Annotated in this window: 14 protein-coding genes; 9 read left to right on the forward strand and 5 right to left on the reverse strand. The window is 64.6% G+C overall.

What is annotated here, in order from left to right; translation table 11 throughout:
- Window position 1: 1 nt before the first annotated feature.
- The 8 genes from U4Y91_RS05950 to U4Y91_RS05985 all read left to right on the forward strand — a co-directional run bounded on the left by U4Y91_RS05950 (window position 2) and on the right by U4Y91_RS05985 (window position 8014).
- The gene (locus U4Y91_RS05950) at window positions 2-772 is read left to right on the forward strand and encodes an enoyl-CoA hydratase/isomerase family protein (RefSeq protein WP_321804059.1); all 771 of its coding nucleotides are present in this window, start codon (window positions 2-4) and stop codon (window positions 770-772) included.
- Window positions 765-1520 carry an SDR family oxidoreductase gene (locus U4Y91_RS05955; RefSeq protein ID WP_321804060.1) on the forward strand — a complete coding sequence of 252 codons (756 nt, stop codon included), beginning with the start codon at window positions 765-767 and terminating at the stop codon, window positions 1518-1520. Before U4Y91_RS05950 ends, U4Y91_RS05955 begins: the two co-directional genes overlap by 8 nt.
- Before the next feature lie 14 nt (window positions 1521-1534).
- Window positions 1535-2701 (forward strand): acyl-CoA dehydrogenase family protein, encoded by a 1167-nt coding sequence (locus tag U4Y91_RS05960; protein ID WP_321804061.1) that lies wholly within the window; start codon window positions 1535-1537, stop codon window positions 2699-2701.
- A gap of 9 nt (window positions 2702-2710) precedes the next feature.
- Entirely contained in the window at window positions 2711-3586 is an 876-nt protein-coding gene (locus U4Y91_RS05965; RefSeq protein WP_321804062.1) for a 3-hydroxyacyl-CoA dehydrogenase family protein, read from the forward strand.
- A gap of 1 nt (window position 3587) precedes the next feature.
- Window positions 3588-4244, forward strand: a complete 657-nt coding sequence (locus tag U4Y91_RS05970; protein ID WP_321804064.1) for a 3-hydroxyacyl-CoA dehydrogenase family protein — start codon at window positions 3588-3590, stop codon at window positions 4242-4244.
- Window positions 4241-5353, forward strand: coding sequence for a CaiB/BaiF CoA-transferase family protein (locus tag U4Y91_RS05975; RefSeq protein ID WP_321804065.1), 1113 nt, complete (start codon window positions 4241-4243; stop codon window positions 5351-5353). The genes U4Y91_RS05970 and U4Y91_RS05975 overlap by 4 nt, the downstream gene beginning before the upstream one ends.
- 12 nt (window positions 5354-5365) lie before the next feature.
- A complete protein-coding gene (locus tag U4Y91_RS05980; RefSeq protein ID WP_321804067.1) occupies window positions 5366-6355 on the forward strand; it encodes an NADPH:quinone oxidoreductase family protein in 990 nt (329 codons plus the stop codon).
- Between the two features lie 123 nt (window positions 6356-6478).
- Window positions 6479-8014, forward strand: a complete 1536-nt coding sequence (locus U4Y91_RS05985) for a 3-hydroxyacyl-CoA dehydrogenase (protein WP_321804069.1) — start codon at window positions 6479-6481, stop codon at window positions 8012-8014.
- Window positions 8015-8119: 105 nt separating this feature from the next.
- On the opposite strand, the gene U4Y91_RS05990 is transcribed toward U4Y91_RS05985, so the two are convergent.
- Window positions 8120-9322, reverse strand: coding sequence for an ABC transporter substrate-binding protein (locus U4Y91_RS05990; RefSeq protein WP_321804071.1), 1203 nt, complete (start codon window positions 9320-9322; stop codon window positions 8120-8122).
- Window positions 9323-9936: 614 nt separating this feature from the next.
- On the opposite strand from U4Y91_RS05990, the gene U4Y91_RS05995 reads away from it, so the two are divergent.
- Complete coding sequence (locus U4Y91_RS05995) at window positions 9937-13350, forward strand: indolepyruvate ferredoxin oxidoreductase family protein (protein WP_321804393.1); 3414 nt, start codon at window positions 9937-9939, stop codon at window positions 13348-13350.
- A gap of 783 nt (window positions 13351-14133) precedes the next feature.
- Here U4Y91_RS05995 and U4Y91_RS06000 read toward each other — a convergent pair.
- The 4 genes from U4Y91_RS06000 to livH are packed head-to-tail and all read right to left on the reverse strand — an operon-like array spanning window position 14134 to window position 17814.
- A complete protein-coding gene (locus U4Y91_RS06000; RefSeq protein ID WP_321804073.1) occupies window positions 14134-14835 on the reverse strand; it encodes an ABC transporter ATP-binding protein in 702 nt (233 codons plus the stop codon).
- Window positions 14835-15608 (reverse strand): high-affinity branched-chain amino acid ABC transporter ATP-binding protein LivG, encoded by a 774-nt coding sequence (gene livG, locus U4Y91_RS06005; RefSeq protein ID WP_321804074.1) that lies wholly within the window; start codon window positions 15606-15608, stop codon window positions 14835-14837. The genes U4Y91_RS06000 and livG overlap by 1 nt, the downstream gene beginning before the upstream one ends.
- On the reverse strand, window positions 15605-16876 hold the full coding sequence (locus tag U4Y91_RS06010; protein ID WP_321804076.1) for a high-affinity branched-chain amino acid ABC transporter permease LivM: 1272 nt from the start codon (window positions 16874-16876) through the stop codon (window positions 15605-15607). The genes livG and U4Y91_RS06010 overlap by 4 nt, the downstream gene beginning before the upstream one ends.
- An 11-nt stretch (window positions 16877-16887) precedes the next feature.
- Window positions 16888-17814, reverse strand: coding sequence for a high-affinity branched-chain amino acid ABC transporter permease LivH (livH, locus tag U4Y91_RS06015; protein ID WP_069748923.1), 927 nt, complete (start codon window positions 17812-17814; stop codon window positions 16888-16890).
- Window positions 17815-17849: the final 35 nt, after the last annotated feature.

A 17849-nucleotide genomic window follows, 5' to 3' on the forward strand; every position in this document is an offset into this window, starting at 1 on the left:
CATGACGATCGAACTGGATTTTTCCGGGCCTTACGCGGTACTGACGCTGAATCGCCCCGACGCACGTAACGCACTGCAGTTCTCGATGATCGAGGCATTGGCGCGAGCGCTCGACGACGTTGCCGCATCCAGCGCGCGTGCGCTGGTCGTGACGGGCGCGGGCCTCAAGGCGTTTTGCGCCGGCGCCGACATCAAGGAATTGATGGATCGCGCTCTGATGGACCAGCGCCGTGGCGCACAGCTCGGTCAGCGTACGTTCGCCAGGCTGGCCGCGTTACCGATCCCGTCCGTGGCGGTGCTGCACGGATACGCGTTCGGCGGCGGCCTCGAGCTGGCAATGGCCTGCACCTTTCGCATCGCGACGTCGCAGGCGCGCATGGGGCTGCCCGAAATCAAGCTGGGCCTGATTCCCGGATACGGGGGGACGCAGCGCCTGTCCCGCCTGGTCGGCGAGGCACGGGCCACCGAGCTGGTGATGTCGGGCCGGACGGTCGACGCCACCGAAGCCGAACGATGGGGACTCGTCAACCGGATCGTCCCCGATGGCGATCCGGCCGAGCTCGGCAAGGCATTCATGTCCGAGTTCGTCGGCTACAGCCGGTGCGCATCGCAATTCGCGCGCGAGGCAGTCGTGCGCGGCACGGCGACCACGCTCGGCGAAGGCCTCGACATCGAAGCGGATCTGTCGACGCTCGCATACCAGACCGCCGACGCGGCCGAAGGCATGCGGGCATTCATCGAAAAACGTACTCCGGAGTTCAAAGATGCATGATCGTCTCAACGGGACCGTCATCGTGACGGGGGCGAGTCGCGGGATCGGGGCGTCCATCGCGGCCGAACTCGCCCTTGCCGGATTCAACGTCGCGTGCCTGTCCCGGTCCGGCGAGTTGCCGAACGTGACGGACCTCGATGGGGAGGCGCGGCGCAGGATGATCGCGATACGCTGCGACATCACGGACGCGCCGGCAATGCATGCCGCGTTCGCGTCGGTGCCCGACGCATTCGGGCAGGCGGTCGTCGGCCTCGTCAACAATGCGGGCATACACTTGCAAGGCCCATCCGCGACATTTCCGCTCGCCGATTTCGAGCGTGTCATGTCCACAAACGCTACCTCGATCTTGCTCGCGAGCCAAGCCGCCTACCCGCTTCTGTGCGATTCGGGTTCGTCGCTCATCGTCAACATCGGCTCGTTCTACGACAAGCTCGGTGTCAAGGGCAACGCCGCCTATTGCGCGTCGAAGGCCGCGGTGGGCGCCCTTTCGCGTTGTCTCGCGGTCGAGTGGGCGCGTCAGGGAATCCGCGTCGTCAATGTCGCACCGGGCTACATCGAAACCGACCTGAATCGCGACGAGTTGAACGATGGGGCACTGCAGTCGTTCCTGAAAAAGCGCATTCCGCTGGGCGGCCCCGGCAAGGCCAACGACATCGGGCGATTCGTCGTGACCCTGTTCCAGCTTCCGGCAGCGTTCGTGACCGGCGAGACATTCTATGTCGATGGCGGTCAGGGCATCGCCCTTTGATGCAAGGACCACACATGAACATTCTGGAACGGCTTGACGCGCGCCTCCCGCTCTCCGAAGAAGAACGGATGATTCTCGACAGCGTCAAGGATCTCTGCCAATCGCAGCTCGCGCCCCGCGCAGCCGAATACGATCGAAACGGCACGTTCCCGTGGGAGAACGTACGGGCGATCAACGAACTCGGGCTCAATGCGATGTTCGTTCCCGAGGCCTACGGCGGCGCGCAGCTTTCCTACCTGTGCTATCTGGCTTGCGTGCGCGAGATCTCGAAGGCGTGCGCGTCGACCGGCATCATCTGGGCGACCAATTTCCACGCGATCAAGCCGCTCATCGAGTACGGCAACGAAGAACAGAAGAGCCGGCTGCTGCCGCGCATTGCCGAAGGCGGCCTCGCATCGCTCGCGATCACCGAGGCCTCGGCGGGGTCCGATGCGACTGGCATGCGCACCACCTTCACGCCCGATGGCGACGACATCGTCATCAACGGCGGCAAGATCTTCATTACCAACGGCGACGTCGCGGACCTGTATCTGCTGTTCGGCAAATGGTCGGAAATCGATGATGCGAAATCCGCCATTTCCGTGCTGATTCTCGAGAAAGGCACCGATGGCCTCCGCGTGCTCGGCACCGAGCACAAGATGGGGACCCGATCGTCGAGCACCGCCAGTCTGTCGTTCGACGGCTGCCGGGTGCCGCGCGCTAATCTCATCGGCAGTCCCGGCGACGGCCTGCGCATCCTTTTCGGGTCGCTCAATCGGTCTCGCCCCAGTATCGCCGCACACGCCCTCGGCATTGCGCGGGCAGCGTTCGAAGATGCGGTCGACTACATCAACGAACGCCGTCAATCCGGCAAGCGCATCCTCGAATTCCAGGGTATCCAGTTCATGCTGGCCGACATGGCCTCCGAACTGCTGATGTGCGAATCGTTGCTGTGGCAGCTGGGTGGGATGGTCGATGCTGGCGAGCAGGATTTTGGCGTCGAGGCGTCCGTGCTCAAGCAGCGGGCTTCCGATGCGGCGATGCGTATTACGACCGACGCCGTGCAACTGTTCGGCGGATACGGGTACTGCAGCGACTATCGCGTCGAGCGCTTGATGCGCGACGCAAAGATCACCCAGATCTGGGAAGGCACCAACCAGGTTCATCGTCAGCTGATCGGACGCAGCTTTCTGAAGAAATAGGAGACATCCATGACTACCATCCAGACCGTCGGCGTCGCCGGCGCGGGCACGATGGGCGCCGGTATCGCGATCGTCGCGGCCCGGGCAGGTTTTCGCACCATCGTGTTCGATACGCGACAGGAGGCGCTCGACAAGGCGCGTACCCAGACCGAAGCCTTTCTCCGGAAATCCGAAGAAAGGGGCAAGTTGCCTGTAGGCGGCGCCGCCGCGACCATGGAACGCTGGCAGGCGACGACCGACCTGGCGAGTCTCGCGCAGTGCGACATCGTGATCGAGGCCGTGTTCGAGGATCTCGCCGTCAAACATCAGATCTTCCAGGCCCTGGACAAGGTGTGTCCGGCGACGACGCTGTTCGCGTCGAACACCTCGACGATCTCGATCACTGAAATCGCCGGCGGCTCCGGCAGGCCCGACCGATTCGTCGGCATGCATTTCTGCCTGCCGGCGCAACTGATGAAGCTGATCGAGATGTCGCCGGGTCTTGCCACGTCCGACGAAACATTCCAGCGGGCATGGGCATTCGCCGAGGCGATGGGACAGAAGCCGGTCGCCACGCAGGATACGCCGGGTTTCATCCTCAACTACTTCCTGATTCCGTTCAACAACGACGCGATCCGCCTCGTCGAGCAAGGCGTGGCAGAGCCGGCCGATATCGACGCCGCGATCAAGACCGCACTCGGTTATCCGATGGGACCGCTCGAGCTGCTCGACCTCGTCGGCATGGACACGCAGAAGCTGTTGTGCGAAGCCATGCACGGACTGACCCACGAACCTCGCGCGGCATGCCCGCCACTCGTGCGGCGGATGATCGCCGCGAATCGCCTCGGCAAGAAAACCGGCAGGGGTTTTCATGTGTACAGCGACAACAAGATGTTCGGAGCCTGACATGCGCTATGAGATCGTCAAAGCCGGCGACAGCCGGTCCTTCCCTACCCCGCATCCGTTCCTGGAGCAGGCATCGACAAGCGGCGACGCACTGGTGTTCGTCGGCAGCGACGCAGGCCGTGCCTACGCGGCGTCCACCGGACTGGCTACGCGGACGTTCGTTGCGATCGAGCTGGGTACCGAGTGCCTGGGCGTCCATACGGGCGAGCACCGCGGGCTCGAAGGGAGCAACGTCGTCGGGTTCGCGCGGTTCCGGCTTGGCGACGCGGCACCGAGCCCGCTCGTCGAACTGGTCCGGCAACCGGATACGGCGGCGGCGGCCATCGATGCCGCCAAGGCCGCGTTTCAGGCCGCGGGGCTGGTCGTCGCGGTCTGTAACGACTTTCCCGGGCGCATCGTCGATCGGTTGATTCGTCCGTACTTCAATGCGGCGCTGCGGCGCCTCGACGAGAAACTGGCGAGCGCCGACGACCTGGACAAGACGCTCTGCCTGGGGCTCGGCTATCCCGAGGGGCCGATCTCGCTGCTCGAACGCACGGGCCTCGCCCACCACCATGCGATTACCGAGGCGCTTTACCAGGCGCTCGGCCAGGAGCCCTACGCCCCGGCGCGCCGCGCGCGTGTCGCCGCCGAACGGGCAAGCGGAGGAACGCAATGACGCAACCGCTCGCCGGTATCAAGGTACTCGATTTCAGTACGCTGCTTCCCGGACCGCTGTGTTCGCTGCTGCTGGCGGAGGCCGGCGCCGAAGTGATCAAGTTCGAACGGCCGGACCGGGGCGACGACATGCGCTCGTACGAGCCGAAGGTCGACGAGGACAGCACCAACTTCGTGCTGTTGAACCGAGGCAAGAAATCGGTCGCGATCGACCTGAAGGCGCCCGATGCGCTTGACCGACTGGCGCCGATGATCGAAGCGGCCGACGTGCTCGTCGAGCAGTTCCGGCCCGGCGTGATGGAGCGACTCGGCCTCGGCTATGCAGCGCTGGCGAAACGCAACCCGCGGCTCGTGTATTGCTCGATCACCGGCTTCGGGCAGGATGGGCCGCGCGCGCACGAGGCGGCGCACGACCTCAACTATGTCGCGGCGGCCGGCATGCTGTCGCTGACGGCCGGCGTCGACGGCAGCCCCGGCCTTCCGCCGGCGCTGATTGCGGACGTCGCGGGCGGTGCGTATCCGGCCATGATCAACATCCTGCTGGCGCTGCGGCAGCGGGACCAGACGGGCCAGGGCTGCCATCTCGACATAGCGATGGCCGACAACCTGTTCACCTTCCTGTATTGGGGCCTCGGCAGCGGTGCGCGCGGCCAGTGGCCTCGTCCGGCGTCCGAACTGGTGACGGGCGGGTCGCCGCGCTACCAGATCTATCGCACCGCCGACGACGCCTTTCTCGCGGCCGCACCGATCGAGGACAAGTTCTGGAGCAACTTCGTCGCGTTGGTCGGGCTGGATATCGAGACGCTGGCCCGGATGTCCCCGGCTCAGGCGACCGACGCGGTGGCCGATGCCATTGCGCAGCGTCCGCTGGCGTACTGGCTAGATCGATTCGCCGGTCACGACGTTTGCACGAGCCGGGTGGCGAGTCTCGAGGAGGCCTGCCGCGATCCCCATTTCGTCGCTCGTGGTGTATTCGACCATACGGTACGGACCGCCGCTGGTACCGCGCTGCCGGCCCTTCCGGTGCCGGTGGCTGCGGCCTTCCGCGCCCCATGTACCGATCGGCCGTCGCCCGCGCTTGGCGCCGACAATCTGCTCTTGAACCGGTAAGGGTCTAACGACATGAAAGCGATTGTGATCCAGGCGTTTACGGAACCGGAACACCTGAGCATCGGCGAGTTACCCGATCCGCATGTCGACGACGACAGCGTCCTGATCGACGTCCGTGCCGCGGCCGTGAACTACCCGGACTTGCTGGTCGTCCGCGGGACCTATCAGGTGCTGCCCGAACGCCCGTTCGCACCGGGCAAGGACTCGGCCGGCATCGTGCGGGCCGTCGGGCGCAACGTGACGCGGGTCCGCCCCGGTGATCGCGTGGTCGCACAAATGGAGTACGGCGCATTCGCCGAACGGGTCAGCGTCAACGAGCGATCCTGTTTCGTGCTGCCTGATTCAATGCCGTTCGACGATGCCGCGGCCATGGGGTTGGTCTACCAGACCGCGTATTTTGCGCTCGTTGAACGCGGCGGGTTCCGAGAGGGCGAGTCGGTGCTCGTCACCGGCGCGGCTGGTGGCGTGGGTTCCGCGGCGCTCCAGATAGTCAAGGGACTCGGCGGGCGCGCGCTGGCGGCGGTCAGCGGGGCCGAGCAGGCAAGCGCCGTGACTGAGATGGGTGCCGACGCAGTCGTCGACCTGGCCGCGCCGAACCTGCGCGATTCGCTGCGCGAGCAGGTCCGCGCGGCAACCGGCGATCGCGGTGCCGATGTGCTGCTCGACACGCTCGGCGGGGACGCGTTCGACGCCGCGCTGCGTGCGATGACCTGGTGCGGCCGCGCGGTGGTGATCGGGTTCGCGTCGGGACGCATTCCCGAGGTCAAGGTCAATTACCTGCTCGTCAAGAACATCGCCGTCAGCGGCCTGCAATGGAGCGACTACCGTGATCGTCAACCCGAGAAGGTTCACGCGGTACAGCAGGCGATCTTCCGACTGTACGAGCAGGGCGCGATCAAGCCCAGGATTGCCGGCAGGCTCCCGCTCGCCCGCACCGGCGAGGCGCTGGCGAAGCTGGCCTCGGGCCAATCGTCCGGCAAGTATGTGGTGACGCTCGATTGATGATCCTGCGTGCGTCATGCAGCGGTCACGAGCTGACGCACTCCCCTGCCCCGTCGTTCCGGTGGGTCGTGCCGATCCACCGGAAGGACACGTTTCCGACTCCCAGCCTTCAGCAGAATGAACATGCAAACCACAACATCAATCCCGCCCCTCGAGACGATCGGCATCGTCGGCGCCGGCGCGATGGGCCGCGGCATCGCGCAAATCGCGGCGCGGGCCGGGCTCGCGGTGAATCTCTTCGATACGAACCCGCAAGCCCTTGACGCGGCCCGCGCGTACCTGTCCGACACCTTCGCCAAACTCGCCGACAAGGGCAAGCTGAGCGCCGACGACGGTGCAGCGGCGCTCGTGCGCGTACGCCCGTGTACGGCGCTCGAGGAGCTGACCGCCTGCGATCTGGTGATCGAGGCGATCGTCGAACGGCTCGACATCAAACGTCAGTTGATCAGCGAGCTCGAGGCGGTGCTGCGCCCTCAAGCCATCATCGCGTCGAACACGTCGTCGTTGTCGATCACCGCGATTGCCGCGGGCGCGAAGCATCCCGGACGCATCGCTGGCTATCACTTTTTCAATCCGGTGCCGCTGATGAAAGTGGTCGAGGTCATCGACGGACTGTCCGGAGATCCGGCCGTCGGCGATGCGCTGATGGCGCTCGCGCGCCGCATGGGGCATACGCCCGTGCGATGCAAGGACATGCCGGGCTTCATCGTCAACCATGCCGGCCGGGGCATGAACATCGAAGGTCTCAAGGTCGCGCAGGAAGGCATTGCGTCGTTCGCCGACATCGACGACATCATGCGCGAGCAGGCCGGTTTTCGAATGGGGCCGTTCGAGCTGATGGATCTGACCGGGCTGGACGTGTCGCATCCGGTGATGGAATCGATCTACAACCAGTTCTACCAGGAGCCGCGTTATCGCCCTTCGCCGATCACCGCGATTCGGGCGGTCGGCGGACTGGTTGGCAGAAAGGCGGGGGCTGGCTTCTATCGGTATGAAAACGGGCAGAAGCAGGTTCCGGCTGCGTCGGCTGCGCCGTCCGCCCGGCCGACCAGTGTATGGGTCAGCCGGGCGAACCGACGCGGGCACAACATGGTGGTCAGGCTGCTGGCCACGCTGGCTGTCACGCACGAGGCGGGAGATGCGCCGTCGCCCGATGCGCTGATCGTGGTGACACCGCTCGGACACGACGCGACCACATGTGCGGTCGACGAACGACTGGACGCGACCCGTGTGATCGCGATCGATACCCTGCTGCCGTTCGATGCCACGCGCCGCCGCACGTTGATGACCACGCCTGCAACCACGGCGACTGTCCGGGACATGGCACATGGGCTCTTTGCGAGCGACGGCGTACCGGTGACGGTGATCCGCGACTCCGCCGGGTTCGTTGCGCAACGCATCGTCTGCTGCATCATCAACATCGCCAGTGACATCGCCCAGCAACGAATCGCATCGCCGGATGATGTCGACCGCGCCGTCCTTCTCGGCCTCGGCTATCCGAAGGGGCCGCTGGCACTCGGGGATGCGATCGGCCCGCGCCTGGTGCTGTCGATATTGCAGAACCTCGCCGCCCTTACCGGGGACATGCGCTACCGCCCTAGCCCGTGGCTCTGGCGTCGGGCCGAGCTCGGCATCTCGCTCCTGACGGACGGCGCGTGAATACGCTCGTAGCCGAAGGGCGTTTTCAAATGTAAGGATGCCAGTCTGCGAGAGAAATGCTGGTCGCCTCGACGCGAACACTTCGCGCAGACTGGCGCGCGAAACTCAATCCTTAAGCGCGCATCCGCTTTGCGCGACCGCCTGGAATGCCTTGTCCTTCGGAATGACCTTGATGATCTTGAGCAGGTCCCAGTCCCCCTTCGATTCGGCCGGCTTCTTCGCCTCGGCCAGATACATGTCGTGGAACATCTGCCCGTTCGCGGCAATACGGCCGTTCTTCGCAAAGAAATCGTTGATCGGGGTCGCGCGCATTTTTGCCATGACCTTGTCCGAGTCGGCCGTTCCGGCTGCCTGGACTGCCTTCAGATACTGCGTGACGGCGGAGTACATGCCCGCCTGGACCATCGTCGGCATCGCGCCGGTCTTCGCGAAATAGCGCTTGCCGAACGCGCGGGTTTCGTCGTTGTAGTCCCAGTAGAACGCGGTCGTGAATTGCAGGCCTTGGGCAGCTTTCAGGCCCAGCCCCTTGAGATCGCTGTCGAAGATCAACAACGGTGCGACAACCTGCTTGCCGCCACCGAGGCCGAACTCGGATGCCTGGCGAACCGCGTTCTGGGCATCGCGTCCGGCATCGGCGAGCGCGATCACCTGGGCCCGCGACGCTTGCGCCTGCATCAGGAAGGAAGCGAAATCGGATGCGGCAAGCGGATGGCGGACCTCGCCGATCACCTTGCCGCCAGCTTGTTCGATGACGGCCGACGCGTTTTCCTTGAGGGAACGGCCGAACGCATAGTCGGCCGTGATGAAGAACCAGTTCTTCTTACCTTCTTCTACGATGGCTCGAGCTGTACCGTTCGCCAGTGCGTAAGTGTCGTAAACGTAATGGATACCGTAGGGCGAGCATTGCTTCCCCGTCAGCTCAGTCGTCGCGGAGCCGGCGAAGATCGTGATTTTCTTCTTGGTCAGGCCGATCTTCTGCAACGCCAGCGCCGAAGCGGAATCCGTCGATTCGATGATCATGTCGACGTTGTCCCGGTCATACCATTCGCGCGCACGCGTCGCGGCCACATCGACCTTGTTCTGGTAATCGGCACTCACGATCTCGATAGGCTTGCCGAGCACCTTTCCGCCAAAGTCGTCCACGGCCATCTTGACGGCGGCAACGCCACCGGTGCCGCCGATTCCGGCATACACGCCCGTCATGTCGACCAGAACACCGATCCGGAACGGGTCTCCCCCGGCAAACGCCGGCTGCCAAAGCACGGCACAGCAGGCGATGGCGCAGGTGCGCAGCATGGTGATCTTCATTGAATGTCTCCTGTCGTCGTTGTCGTCGGAACGCATGTCTTGTCGCAAAGACGCGGTTCCGCACTGATCTAGGTGCAACAAGGATGCCAGCACGCTTCCCGTGTCGCGGCGCGGACGCTGCGACCGATGTCCTCCTTCGCGTTCTCGGACATGTACTTGCTGAGTACATTTGTGTCCGGAACGTTCACATGTCGGCGAACGTGCACGAGCCCGTGCCAATGCGGCGAGCGCTGAGGTTCCCACACCGGTGCCGTGGCATGCACGTGCGCCGCGCGAGCGGAAAGTGCTGCAGCGTGCTCGACCGCGACACCAAGCGCGACTGAGTCGGATCCATCGCGCTGTCAGTGCGTTCAATCTTGGCGGATTCACCTTGTTAGTTCATTCGTACCATTAAATGCGTGCGTAATAGTTCATCAGTATTTAATTTTGCGGATCCGGTAATTCAACTTGGTGCAAAACGTTCTAAACGGCGCCATAAACTTACTCATCATTGGAGTAGTTGAATTCTGGAGACATTCGTGAGTACTGAGCTGACGCCGCATCGCGCTTCGAGCGTGGCCCAAAGCCAACAACGCACCTTCATCACCGGCATCCAGGCGCTGGTCCGCCTGCCGATGATTCAACGCGAGCGCGATCGGGCGCTCGGCCTGAATACCGGCGGCCTGATTTCCGGATATCGCGGATCGCCACTCGGCGTATATGACCAGCAGTTGTGGAAGGCATCGAAACAGCTCGCCGCGCACGACATCGTGTTCCAGCCGGGCCTGAACGAAGACCTCGCCGCGACCGCGCTGTGGGGCGCACAGTTGCATACCGTCTTCGGCGACACCAAGGTCGATGGCGTCTTCGGCATCTGGTACGGCAAAGGCCCCGGCGTCGACCGGACCGGCGACGTATTCCGCAATGCCAACATGATGGGGACGTCGAAGCTCGGCGGCGTGCTCGCGATTTCCGGTGACGATCACGCCGCACAGTCGTCCATGTGGCCTCACCAGACCGACGGCATCTTTCACTCCGCGTCGATTCCCGTCCTGCAGCCGAGCAATGTCCGCGAGGTGATCGAGTTCGGTCTGGCCGGCATCGAGATGTCGCGCTACACCGGGCTGTGGGTATCGCTCAAGACGATCGCTGAAGTCGTCGAAACCGCGGCGACGATCGATATGGCGACCTGGCCGACGTTCCAAGCGCCGACCGATTTTCCGATGCCCGCGCACGGCCTGAACTGGGATCCGACGCTGTCGTGGCCCGCCCAGCGCGGCGAATACGAACGCCGGCTGATCGACGAGCGACTGCCGGCGGCGCGCGCATGGGCACGGGCTAACCGGCTCGACCGCGTCATCGTGGACGCGCCGGCGAAGCGCCTCGGGATCATCACCGTCGGCAAGGCGCATCAGGACTTCATGCAGGCGTGCCGCGATCTCGGCCTGAGCGACGAGACGTTGCGCGACATGGGGGTATCGGTTTACAAGGTCGCGATGAGCTGGCCGCTCGAAACCGACGGCGCAACCGAATTTGCCGCCGGGCATAACGAAGTGCTCGTGATCGAAGAGAAGCGTGCCAACGTGGAGGCCCAGCTCAAGGAGGCCCTGTTCCATTGGCCGGATGCGCAGCGTCCCGCCATCTCGGGGAAAACCGACGTGGCCGGCAACATGCTGCTTCCTGAAGTCTGGGAATTCAGCGCCTATCTCGTCGCCGGCGTGCTGGTGCGCAGAATGCAGGCCAACGGAATCGATTCGCCCGAGTTGCGCGATCGTCTCGCCGAGCTCGACGCGGCGGCCAAGAAGCCGTCCACCGCGGTCATCCCCGTGCGTCGGCCGTTCTTCTGCTCGGGCTGTCCGCACAATACGTCGACACGCACGCCCGACGGCTCGATCAGCAGCGGTGGGATCGGCTGTCACGTGATCGCGCTGTCGCAGCCGGAGCTGAAGACCAAGGTGGCCAGCCACATGGGCGGAGAAGGCGCGCAGTGGATCGGTGCGGCGCCGTTTTCCAGGACCGCGCACGTGTTTCAGAACCTCGGTGACGGCACCTATCAGCACTCCGGCCTGCTCGCCATTCGTGCCGCCGTTGCGGCGAAAACGAACATCACGTACAAGATCCTGTACAACGATGCCGTCGCGATGACGGGCGGACAGCCGACCGAAGGCACCAACGATCCGGCCCGCATCACGCGCCAGTTGCACGCGGAAGGCGTCGAGAAGATCGCGTTCGTGACCGACAACCCGGCACGCTGGCAAGGCGATCGCGACCTCGCACCGGATGTCGGCGTGTACCATCGCGACCAGCTCGACGCAGTGCAGCGACAACTGCGCGACGTGCCGGGCGTCACCGCGATCGTCTACGAACAGACCTGCGCGGCCGAAAAGCGGCGTCGCCGCAAGCGCAAGGAAATACCCGATCCGGATCGCCGGGTCTTCATCAACCAGGAAGTCTGCGAGGGCTGCGGCGACTGCTCGGTTCAGTCCAACTGTATCTCCATCGAGCCGGTCGACACGCCGCTCGGTCGCAAGCGCGCGATCAACCAGAGCGCCTGCAACAAGGATTTCTCGTGCGTGAAGGGGTTCTGTCCGAGTTTCGTCGAAGTCGAAGGCGTGAAGGTCCGCAAGCCCGACAGCAAGCGACTCGTCGGAATGGAAGCGGATTACCTCGCCACCCTCCCCGCCCCGGTGCTGCCGGCACTCGCCGAGCCGTTCAACATCTATATCACCGGTATCGGCGGCTCCGGTGTGCTGACCATGGGGGCGATCCTGGGTGCCGCGGCGAGCGTCGACGGCCTCGCCTCCACGGTGCTCGATTTCACCGGCATGGCGCAGAAGAACGGCGCGGTGGTCAGTCAGGTGCGCATCGCCGCGACGGATGACCAGATCGCGGCGTCGCGGATCGGCGAGGGCAAGGCCGACCTGCTGCTGGGGGCCGACCTCGTGGTGTCGGCGGCGCCCGATTCGCTGCTTCGGCTGTCCCAGAAGCGAACGTCGGCCGTGCTCAATCTCGCCCCGACACCGACGCCCGATGTCGTCAGCAACCGGGATGCCGCATTGCCGACGAAGCTGATGCACGATCGAATTCGCAATCGGTGCGACGCCAACGCGTTTCATGCGTTCGATGCCGGTGCGATCGCCCAGAGCATCTTCGGCGACACGCTGCCGACGCATACGCTGATGCTGGGCTATGCATGGCAGAAGGGCCTAGTGCCGCTGAGCCGCGAGGCGATCGATCAGATCATCGAGCGCAACGGCGCGGCGGTCGAAATGAACAAGTCCGCGTTCAACTGGGGGCGCATCATCGCGGCCGTGCCGGACGCGTTGAACGTGATCCAGGTTCCCGCGGGCGCGTCGAAGGCAGAGCCCGCCAAGCTGGACGATCTCGTCGCACTGCACCGGAGGCGGCTTGTCGAGTACCAGGGGGAAGGCTACGCGAAGAAGTATGCCGATCTCATCGCACTTGCATGCCATGCGGAAGCGAAGGCCGGCGGCAAAGGCGATGCGTTCGCCACCGCCGTGGCTCGGAGCGCGTACAAGCTAATGGCGTACAAGGACGAGTATGAAGTCGCCCGACTGTATTCGACGCCGGAGTTCCGCGAATCACTGATGGCCCAATTCTCGAACGCCGACAAGGTCTCGCTGTGGCTGGCACCGCCGCTCTTTTCCGCTGTCGACCCGCGCACCGGCCGCCCGAGGAAGCGCAAGTTCGGCCCATGGATCTTTCCGGTCCTGAAGGCGGTCGCCGGCTTGCGTGACCTGCGCGGCACGGCGCTCGACGTATTCGGCTACACGGCCGAACGCCGCGCGGAACGACGTCTCATCGCCGAGTACTTTGACGATATTCGCGGCGTGTGCGAATCCCTGACCGAAGGCAAGCTCGAACAGGCGACCGCGCTGGCATCCTTGCCCCTGGAGATTCGCGGCTTCGGCCCCGTCAAGGAGCAGGCATTGCGTGAGCATGTCGGGCGGCGAGCCAGCGCGATCGCGGCGCTTTCAGCGCGTGCCGGCAACGGTGGCGATTCGCGCAGCACCGTCAAGGCCGCATAAGGCGTGTAGTCGGTTCGAAGCCGGTTCGTGATGGACGATCGTTCCGGCAAATGGGATGAACTCCGATGCCTCCGTGGCGCGGCGCATCCTGAAGGCCGCGGAACGGCCGCGAGACCCTGTGTCTCGCGGCCGGGCTCCTTCCGCAAAGCCTCTCCCCGAAAGCTCCTCCTCGAAAGCCTCGCAATCACCGCGGTCCGAAGGATTGCGCCAGTGCAACCTCAAATGGGTCGCCCGTTCAGTGCTGAAATAGCGAGTCGCGACGGCTGCATGGCCTGCCGTAATCGTGCCCGGCGAGGGCGTGCCGAAACCGAAAGTGCTGCAGCGTATTCCTGACTGTGCGTGCTTGCGCAAATGCCGCTGTCTGTCGCCTGGAATCAATGTCATGGCACTTCTGACAACAGGACGTGCATATGCAAGCGGCGCTGTAACCGGCGCGAATGTCGTGTGTGCCGGCCGGCCCAGTGGTTGATCAGCTTGGAAACATGCCGTTGCAGTGCACGGGCCGAAGATCAGACCGAGAAGGGACGGGTGTTGTGTGTGGGGAATCGGTGCGAAGCCGTCGTTTCGGATCACTGACGCGCGATCAGGTTCAGGCGCTTCGCCGAAATCGAGACCGAATGTCTGCGCGTGGAAGCGCTGTGCGCCGTCGATCGCTTGAGGATCGACGTCGGGACGATTCGTTTGACCTGTATCGCCCCTTCCCGATTCGTGTCGCACGTGCAAGTAGGAGACAGCAGCTCAGCTATGCTCCGCCGGCCCGTTGCAGGCCGGCGGCGTCATACGTCAACCGCCGAGATACGCCTGCTTGATCCGGTCGTTCGCCAGCAGGTTCACGCCCGTATCGGCAAGCACCACACGTCCCGTTTCAAGCACGTAACCGCGATCGGCCACGCCCAGCGCCTTGTTCGCGTTCTGCTCGACCAGGAACACCGTGACGCCTTCGTCGCGGATCGTCCGGATGATGTCGAAGATCTGTGCAATCACGAGCGGTGCAAGACCAAGCGTCGGCTCGTCGAGCAGCAGCAAACGCGGCTTGCTCATCAGCGCACGGCCGATGGCCAGCATCTGCTGCTCGCCGCCCGACATCGTGCCGGCCCGCTGCGTCGCACGCTCCTTCAGGCGCGGAAATAGCTTGAACACGTGCTCGATGCCGTCGTCGATCTCGTGACGGCTCGCGAAGAAGCCGCCCATCTTCAGGTTCTCGAGCACCGTCAGGCTCGGGAACACGCGCCGCCCTTCCGGCGAGATCGCCATCCCCTTGCGCATGATCTGGTGCGTCGACATCGCGGTGATGTCATTGCCCTCGAACAGCACGCGGCCCGACGATGCGCGCGGCGTGCCGCACACCGTCATCATCAGCGTCGTCTTGCCGGCGCCGTTGCTGCCGATCAGCGTGACGATCTCGCCCTTCTTCACCTCGATCGACACGCCCGCGAGCGCTTCGACCGCGCCGTAGTGCGTATGGATCTGTTCCAGCTTCAGCATCACTCTTCCCCCAGATACGCCTTGATCACGCGCGGGTCGTTGCGAACCGCTTCCGGCGTGCCGATCACGATCGGCCGGCCGTGCTCCATCACGAGGATGCGGTCCGACACGCCCATCACGAGGCTCATGTCGTGTTCGATCAGCAGCACCGACACGCCGAACTCGCGGCGCAGCTTGTCGATCAGGTGCTGCAGCTCGATCTTCTCCTGCGGATTGAGACCGGCCGCCGGCTCGTCGAGCATCAGCAGACGCGGCTCGGTGATCATGCAGCGCGCGATCTCCAGACGCCGCTGGTGCCCGTACGACAGCGTGCCGGCTTGCCGGTTGGCGACCGACTTCAGCCCCATCCGTTCGAGCCACACGGCCGCGCGTTCGAGCGCTTCCTTCTCGGCGCGGCGATACGCGGGCGTCGAGAACAGGCCGGGCAGCAGCCCTGCCTTCACCTTGCGATGCTGCGCGACGAGCAGGTTCTCGACGACGGTCAGCGACTTGAACAGGCGGATGTTCTGGAACGTCCGCACGAGGCCCTTCAAGGCGATCTTGTGGCTCGGCAGCCCCGCGATCGGATGGCCGTCGAGCACGACGTCGCCGCCGGTCGGCTTGTAGAAACCGCCGACGCAGTTGAACACCGTGGTCTTGCCTGCGCCGTTCGGCCCGATGATCGCGAACACTTCATCGCGGCGCACGTCGAAATCGATGCCGTCCACCGCGAGCAACCCGCCGAAGCGCATCTGCAGCCCGGCGACCTTCAACAGTTCTGCATTCGCGCTCATTGCGGCAGCTCCACGTGGGGACGGCTCGCGGGCAGCAGGCCCTGCGGACGCCACATCATCATCAACACCATCACGAGACCGAAGATCAGCATCCGGTACTCGGCGAAGCCGCGCGCGACTTCCGGCAGCACGGTCAGCAGGATCGCCGCGAGAATCACGCCGAGCTGCGAGCCCATCCCGCCGAGCACGACGATCGCGAGAATCAGCGCCGATTCGATGAAGGTGAACGATTCAGGGTTCACGAGGCCCTGGCGTGCCGCGAAGAACGCGCCGCCGAGGCCCGCGAACGACGCGCCGAGCGTGAACGCCGACAGCTTGATGCGCGTCGGGTTGAGACCCAGCGAACGGCATGCGATCTCGTCGTCGCGCAGCGCTTCCCACGCACGGCCCATCGGCATGCGGATCAGGCGGCTCGTGACGAACAGCGTGAAGCCCACCAGCAGCAGCGCGATCAGGTACAGGAAGATCACCATGTGCTCGCCGCTGTATTCCAGCCCGATCAGTTCATGGAAAGTCTTCGCGCCTTCGACGCTCGCCGAGCGCGCCATCTCGAAACCGAACACCGTCGGCTTCGCGATGCCCGAGATGCCGTCCGGGCCGCCGGTGAGGCTCGTCAGGTTGTTCGCGAGCAGGCGAATGATTTCGCCGAAGCCGAGCGTGACGATCGCGAGATAGTCTCCGCGCAGCCGCAGCACCGGGAAGCCGAGCAGGAAGCCGAACGTCGCCGCCGCGATCGCGGCGAGCGGCAGGCACTCCCAGAACGACAGCCCGAAGTACTGGTTCAGCATCGCGTACGTATAGCCGCCGACCGCGTAGAACCCGACGTAACCGAGATCGAGCAGGCCCGCGAAACCGACCACGATGTTCAGCCCGAGGCCGAGGATCACGTAGATCAGCGCGAGCGTCGCGACATCCACCGCGCCGCGCGAACCGAAGAACGGCCACACGAGCCCGACCGCGAGCAGCACCCACACGACCACGCGCTGCTGCTGCGCGCCCATCGCGGGCATCGCCGGCAGCTTCACCGCCGATTTCGCGCGCACGAGCCACGGCTTGAACAACTGGAACAGGAACACGGCCGCGACCGCGATCCATACCGGCCGCCAGTGCGGCGTGAGCACGACCTGATAGCCGTCGAGCTTCAATTGCAGCCCGAGCACCGGGATCGTGAGGATCGCCGTCAGGAACGCGGCGGCCGTGGCATTCTTCAGCGCCTGGCCGAACGAAGCGTCGGCGGCCGGGCGGCGAACGGAAATGACTGTACTCATCTGCGTCTCCCTTAGACCTTTTCGATGTCCGACTTGCCGAGCAGGCCGGTCGGGCGGAAGAGCAGGATCAGCACGAGCAGGCCGAACGCGACGACGTCCTTGTACTCGGCCGGCATGTAGCCCGCGGCGAAGGTTTCGGCCAGGCCGAGCAGCACGCCGCCGAGCATCGCGCCCGGGATGCTGCCGATCCCGCCGAGCACCGCGGCGGTAAACGCCTTGATGCCCGCGACGAAGCCGATATACGGATTCAGCTTGCCGATCGTCAACCCGATCAGCACGCCGCCGACGGCGGCCAGCATCGCGCCGAGCACGAACGTGAACGAGATCACGCGGTTCGTGTCGATGCCGAGCAGGTTCGCCATCTTCATGTCCTCGGCGCACGCGCGGCACGCGCGGCCCATCCGCGAATGCCCGATGAACAGCGTGAGCGCGATCATCAGCACGACCGTCACGCAGACGATCATCAGGCGCGAATACGGAATGGTCACGTCGAAGTCGCCGCCGAGATGGATGTCGAATGCGCCGGAGATCAGCACGGGCACGGACACGTCGCGCGCGCCCTGGCCGATCTGCACGTAGTTCTGCAGGAAGATCGACATGCCGATCGCGGAGATCAGCGGCACGAGGCGCGGGCCGCCGCGCAGCGGCCGATACGCGACGCGCTCGACCGCGAAGCCGTACAGGCCGGTGACGATCACCGATACGATCAGTGCGGCGCCGAGCACGAGCGGCAGCGGATAGCCGGCGGAGATGCCGATGGCGGTCAGGGTCACGAGGCCCACGTACGCGCCGATCATGTAGATCTCGCCGTGGGCGAAGTTGATCATGCCGATGATGCCGTAGACCATCGAATAGCCGATGGCGATCAGCGCATAGATCGCGCCCAGCGTCAGGCCGTTGACCAGCTGCTGGGCGAATTGCGGAAAGAAGTCAGTCATGGAGGTCGCTCTGGTCGGCCGCAAGGGCACTCGAT

Source organism: Burkholderia sp. BCC1993, assembly GCF_905339865.1.
Lineage (GTDB): Bacteria > Pseudomonadota > Gammaproteobacteria > Burkholderiales > Burkholderiaceae > Burkholderia.

Excerpts from the sequence above, each read along its gene's own strand:
- U4Y91_RS05950 (WP_321804059.1), top strand. The coding sequence starts at position 2 with ATGACGATCGAACTGGATTTTTCCGGGCCTTACGCGGTACTGACGCTG.
- U4Y91_RS05955 (WP_321804060.1), top strand. The coding sequence starts at position 765 with ATGCATGATCGTCTCAACGGGACCGTCATCGTGACGGGGGCGAGTCGC.
- U4Y91_RS05960 (WP_321804061.1), top strand. The coding sequence starts at position 1,535 with ATGAACATTCTGGAACGGCTTGACGCGCGCCTCCCGCTCTCCGAAGAA.
- U4Y91_RS05965 (WP_321804062.1), top strand. The coding sequence starts at position 2,711 with ATGACTACCATCCAGACCGTCGGCGTCGCCGGCGCGGGCACGATGGGC.
- U4Y91_RS05970 (WP_321804064.1), top strand. The coding sequence starts at position 3,588 with ATGCGCTATGAGATCGTCAAAGCCGGCGACAGCCGGTCCTTCCCTACC.
- U4Y91_RS05975 (WP_321804065.1), top strand. The coding sequence starts at position 4,241 with ATGACGCAACCGCTCGCCGGTATCAAGGTACTCGATTTCAGTACGCTG.
- U4Y91_RS05980 (WP_321804067.1), top strand. The coding sequence starts at position 5,366 with ATGAAAGCGATTGTGATCCAGGCGTTTACGGAACCGGAACACCTGAGC.
- U4Y91_RS05985 (WP_321804069.1), top strand. The coding sequence starts at position 6,479 with ATGCAAACCACAACATCAATCCCGCCCCTCGAGACGATCGGCATCGTC.
- U4Y91_RS05990 (WP_321804071.1), bottom strand. The coding sequence starts at position 9,322 with ATGAAGATCACCATGCTGCGCACCTGCGCCATCGCCTGCTGTGCCGTG.
- U4Y91_RS05995 (WP_321804393.1), top strand. The coding sequence starts at position 9,937 with ATGATTCAACGCGAGCGCGATCGGGCGCTCGGCCTGAATACCGGCGGC.
- U4Y91_RS06000 (WP_321804073.1), bottom strand. The coding sequence starts at position 14,835 with ATGCTGAAGCTGGAACAGATCCATACGCACTACGGCGCGGTCGAAGCG.
- livG (WP_321804074.1), bottom strand. The coding sequence starts at position 15,608 with ATGAGCGCGAATGCAGAACTGTTGAAGGTCGCCGGGCTGCAGATGCGC.
- U4Y91_RS06010 (WP_321804076.1), bottom strand. The coding sequence starts at position 16,876 with ATGAGTACAGTCATTTCCGTTCGCCGCCCGGCCGCCGACGCTTCGTTC.
- livH (WP_069748923.1), bottom strand. The coding sequence starts at position 17,814 with ATGACTGACTTCTTTCCGCAATTCGCCCAGCAGCTGGTCAACGGCCTG.